The 1,800-nt window shown below is 40.9% G+C and carries 2 protein-coding genes; both read left to right on the top strand.

The window, feature by feature from the left end:
• The first annotated feature begins 124 nt into the window (after positions 1–124).
• Positions 125–844: a SnoaL-like polyketide cyclase gene (locus IQ228_RS25660; protein WP_193964950.1), complete on the top strand. Its 720-nt coding sequence runs from the start codon at positions 125–127 to the stop codon at positions 842–844.
• A 599-nt stretch (positions 845–1,443) separates the two neighbouring features.
• Positions 1,444–1,773, top strand: a complete 330-nt coding sequence (locus IQ228_RS25655; RefSeq protein ID WP_027401931.1) for an MgPME-cyclase complex family protein — start codon at positions 1,444–1,446, stop codon at positions 1,771–1,773.
• Positions 1,774–1,800: the final 27 nt, after the last annotated feature.

Genomic DNA, 1,800 nt, shown 5'->3' with positions numbered 1-1,800 from the left:
TCCCCCACCTCCCCCACCTCCCTGCTTGCCTTCACCCGTCATTTTCGGGTTGACAGACTACTAGAGGGGTTGTAGCTGCGTAATTCCAGAAAATTAGGGTCAAATTTGGAAACTTCAACCTACTATGACTTCTCAACAGCCTAACAACCTGCCCCTATGGGTACAAGATAGAGATAAAGTAATTGCAGCCAGCGCTGATGCTCAATGGCGCAATCAAAAACCCCCTGACTATAGCCGTTCTTTGCAAAACCTAGAAAAAGAGAGTATCCACCATCATCTAGAAGGTACACTGGAAGCTATTGTCGAAAACCTGGTAAGAACCTTTGAAATGGAAGTGTCATGGAAAACTAACCCCGCACAGTGGTTATCTATCGTCAATGACAAATTCCGGGTAACAAGCAATGGGGGTCAAGAATACACCGCCGCCGAGTTAGGTAAATCAGGTACTTATAATTTATTTATGGCTGATTCTGAACATTACAAAGCTTCAGAGGAAAGTTTTGAATCTTCCCATGATATCTTTCATAGTACCTTTCCCCAAGGATTTCCCTGGGAAGTATTGGCAGTTTATTCAGGTCCCCCAAATGTTACATTTAAATGGAGACACTGGGGACATTTTCAGGGTAAATATAAAGATTATGCACCCACAGGCAAAACAGTTGAAATTATCGGTATGAGTGTTGCTCATGTCACCGAAGATTTAAAAATTGTTTCCTTAGAACACTATTTTGATAATGCCCTATTCTTAGAAAGCCTGACAGCAGGTGGCAAACTAGAAAATAGTGAAAATAAGGGCAGTGGTTGTCCTTTTGGTTCTTGGTTTCAGGGATTGAAGAAAAGTTAATTGCTCAGGGTACAGATTCAACACTGTAAGTAATTGGACAAAAATATTTACAGTCATTGCGAGGGAAGGGAAGCAATCACAACCCTTGGAATTGCTTCATTTCACTTCGTTCCCTATGGCTAACGCCACGCTGCGCTTACGCAATAGCATTGTGTAATTAATTCTGTCTCACTACTTACCCTAATTAGATCCCCAACTTCTTCTTTGATGATTTCAATAAATCAGGATTTAGGCAACTGGCACATTAGTAGGGTGCGTCAGATATCAACAATCTGTTTATTTGCATGATTTATGCAGTCTGACGCACTCTACAACAGATTTTTAGTGTATACTGCAAGCGGTTCATAGTTTAACCAAATATGAAACCCCTCTGGTAAACCTCTCCTTTGCACCTCTCCCTAGCCCTCTCCTAAGAGGAGAGGGAAAAGGAATAATATTTAATACTGGAGAGGCTTTGAACCTTGTTCTTTGTATGATAAAAAAGTCCAGCTTCTAGCTGTTTTGAGTATAACACTTACGAAAGTTCTATGAATCAATACTAGAAGTCGGGAATCTCACGCCGCACCATACAATTATAGATTAGTCAGCAAGCAAGGAAAATGAAAACATACTATTACGTTTTGGCCAGTCAACACTTTCTTATGGAAGAAGAACCGATAGAAGAAGTTCTCAAAGAACGGACTCGTAATTATCATGAACAAGAAAAAGAAATTGATTTTTGGTTAGTTAAGCAACCCGCTTTTTTGGAAGCAGCAGAAATGAAAGATATTAAAAAGAAATGTCCTCAACCTGCGGCAGCTATTATTTCCACCAATGCCCAATTTATTACCTGGCTAAAACTGCGGTTAGAGTATGTGATTACTGGCGAATTTTCCGCCCCTTCTGATAGCATACCCAATCCCTTAGCATCTCTCAGTACAGTTTCTTAATAGGGAACAGGGGGCAGGGGGCAGGGG

The sequence above is a fragment of the Dolichospermum sp. LEGE 00246 genome (assembly GCF_015207865.1).
GTDB classification, from domain to species: domain Bacteria; phylum Cyanobacteriota; class Cyanobacteriia; order Cyanobacteriales; family Nostocaceae; genus Dolichospermum; species Dolichospermum heterosporum.
This window is presented reverse-complemented; position numbering and strand designations above follow the sequence as displayed.